Raw genomic sequence first — 3,022 nt, 5'->3', positions numbered from 1 at the left:
ACCCTTAAATCACTTGCTGACTTAAGTGAAGAGGATATTGTTCTTGTAAACGAAAAGGGAGAACTCCTGACAAAAGGCAAGCCATCATCTGAAGTGGGAATGCACTTGGCAATCTACAGAGAAAAGCCTGATGTCTATGGAATTGCACATACACACTCACCATATGCAACCGGTTTTGCATTTTCAAACAAAAAGATCAAACGTCTTGAAGGTTTCGGTGCAATCAAGTCAGAGTACTTGAAGGACATTGAATACTTCAAGCCTGGAAGCAAGGAACTTGCTGAAGCTGCTGCTGAAGCCTTAAAAACAGAAGATGCAATTATCTTAAAGAATCATGGAGTCATTGCAACCGGCGAAACAGTAAAGGAAGCGGCTGCACTTGTTGAGTTTGTTGAAGAAATAGCCAAGACTCAATTCGTGACTCATGTATTGAATTCAATCGATTAAAAAAAATTATAAATATAACAGCGTTGTAAAAGTTTATATACATCAAAAATAAATATGATAGTATGAAAATCGAATTTGAAAATATTGGAACAATCCACAGTCCATTTAAAGAGTTAGAGGGAATGCCTATTCAACCAACTGGCGCTAAGGGAATCAAAGGAAAAATATGCCTTAAAGATGAATTTAAGCCTGGATTAAAAGATATTGATGGCTTTTCACATCTAATACTTATCTATCATTTACACAAAACAAAAGGCAATGCTCTTGAAGTAAAGCCATTCATGGACAACAACACCCATGGCGTATTTGCAACAAGGTCACCTAAAAGACCAAACAACATTGGAATGACCACTGTAAAATTGGATAAGGTTGAAGATGATATCTTATACATTTCCAATGTAGACATCCTTGATGGAACTCCACTTCTTGACATCAAGCCATATGTTCCACAGCTCTTTGAAGATACATTAGTTGATGACATCAAGATCGGCTGGTTTGAAACCAAGCATCAAAAAGCTAAAAGCCAAAAGGCTGATGATAGATTTATCAAATAAATTTATCATTAAACTTTATTTTTTTATGGAAAAACTAAAAGTTCTATTATTTACGAACTAAAATATCCTTCAAAAAAATATAATGTCAGAGACTGTAATCCCCGTCATCCTGATATTCATCCTTGTTTTTGCTTCTGTATCCGAGTGCAATTATCAATATTACAAAAGCAACACCGAATAGTGCAATCAATTGACTGTTTTTAGCGGTTGCAGGAGTGTTCTCATCTTTCAATATTTCATAAGCGCTTATACCTTCTGAAGCACTTCCCCCACCATTTTCACCTGAATCTCCTGTTCCTGCATTGGACTGGCCAGATAATATTCCTACACTGATTCCACTGCCTGTAAAATTGCCTTCTCCACTTCCAGAACCAGTTGAAGCGCCAGAACCACTTCCAGTACCATTTCCAGTGCCTAAAGGGCTCGCATTTTCTTTTACAGGTAGATTTTTAATATCTTCTTCTTTTAATGGGGCATTATCATTAGTTTTAGGGGAATTATTCTTTTTATTCTTGTTGGAAAGGATCTTTTCATTTATGGTTATATTGAAACTATGTTCTCCAACAGTGATGGTGATTACAGATCCTTCAGGAAGCTCATCAAAATCCAAATCATCCAAACTGAAACGTCCGTCTTCACCTACTTCCACAGAACCATAATTCTTTCCATTTACATTTAGATTATCGATTGTAAAGCCACCGGCTCCTGCAGCTTTGTCTCCATCATATAATTGACCGAAGAGGCCATTCTCATCTCCACCGAATCCCATGGACAATGTTTTCAAATCATCCGCTGTTATAGACCTTCCAAACACCATAGGGCATATGTGGCCTATAGCGTAATTGCCGTCATTGTCAAAATACCAATTCGCTCCAATGTTCACCGGCGGATGGGACATTGTGCTTTTTGCATCCCAAACTGCATTCATTCCAATGGAATTGTGTGAAAACAGCATGTTTCCCTGTTTCTCCGCTTTATAATCATCAGCAAAAACAATGGCTGCACCCACGTTGTCATCAGCAATATAGCTGCCATATCCCTTTTTTGCAAACATGAGAGTGTTTTGGGTTATTTGATCTCCATTAGTCAATGAATTTGCATAGATGTTTGCAATATTTCCTGAAATGTTGTTGTACATTATGATGTTACGTGTTGTGTAGCCTTCCAAACGAAGACCTGAAACGCCATTGTTTATTATGCTATTGTTCAATATGCGATTTGATTTGGCATTCTTCAGGAGAACTCCATCCAAACCGTTTCTATAAATGCTGTTGTTTGTTAGATTGACAAGGAATACATCTTCAAGAGACAGCCCCATATTCCTATTGGAATAGATTCTATTTAAGCTGATTCCTGTTCTATTTACATTCTTAAGGATGATTCCATCATAAGCCTTTGTAAGATTGTTTCCTAATATGACGTCGTATTTTGAATTCCTCAAGAGAATTCCGCCTTTCCTTCCGCCGGAAATGAAATTATCCCTTACGCTTATCTCATCCGCTCCATCAATCATTATCTCATAGTCTGAATTTCCTATCAGCCTCAATCCCTTGATGAAAGATCCTCTAGCCATTTCGCTAAAGTAAAATCCGAATGAATTTGATATCCCCATCTGCTTTGCCTTTGCTCCGATTGATTCTGATGTATGAATGATGGAACCGCTTGTAGAGACAATGTTCAATCTCTTGTCTACAACTATTGAAATGTCATTATATTCCTTATCGTTGAATTGGATTGTATCCCCACTTTTGGAATTATCGAAGATAGATTGTATCTCATCGTTAGTGGAAGAAGAACTGATATTATAGACTGAATTGGTCGATAGCACATCATTTTCAGATTCAATTGAGTCAATAGATTCAAACATATATTGGTTTTTTTCTTGATTATCCGTTGATAATTCATTAATTTCATCAATTATGGTATTAGAATTATAATTATCAATATCAACTACATTTGAAGCTGATACAGAACTAATTATACTTAAAACTAGTATTATTATAAAAATACTAGATAAAATA

3 protein-coding genes are annotated in these 3,022 nt (G+C 36.3%); 2 read left to right on the top strand and 1 reads right to left on the bottom strand.

From position 1 onward, the window contains the following. Positions 1-447 (top strand): class II aldolase/adducin family protein (locus ACKI67_RS06695; RefSeq protein WP_407462679.1); only part of this gene is annotated, 447 nt, incomplete at its 5' end. A gap of 62 nt (positions 448-509) precedes the next feature. Further along, positions 510-1,001, top strand: coding sequence for a tRNA (N6-threonylcarbamoyladenosine(37)-N6)-methyltransferase TrmO (gene tsaA / locus ACKI67_RS06690; protein ID WP_407462678.1), 492 nt, complete (start codon positions 510-512; stop codon positions 999-1,001). 85 nt (positions 1,002-1,086) lie between these two features. Here the strand turns inward: tsaA and ACKI67_RS06685 are convergent, their stop codons facing one another. After that, positions 1,087-2,868: a NosD domain-containing protein gene (locus ACKI67_RS06685; RefSeq protein WP_407462677.1), complete on the bottom strand. Its 1,782-nt coding sequence runs from the start codon at positions 2,866-2,868 to the stop codon at positions 1,087-1,089. Positions 2,869-3,022 lie beyond the last annotated feature (154 nt).

Source organism: Methanobrevibacter sp., assembly GCF_045577275.1.
In the GTDB taxonomy this organism is placed as follows: Archaea; Methanobacteriota; Methanobacteria; order Methanobacteriales; family Methanobacteriaceae; genus Methanobrevibacter.
This window is presented reverse-complemented; position numbering and strand designations above follow the sequence as displayed.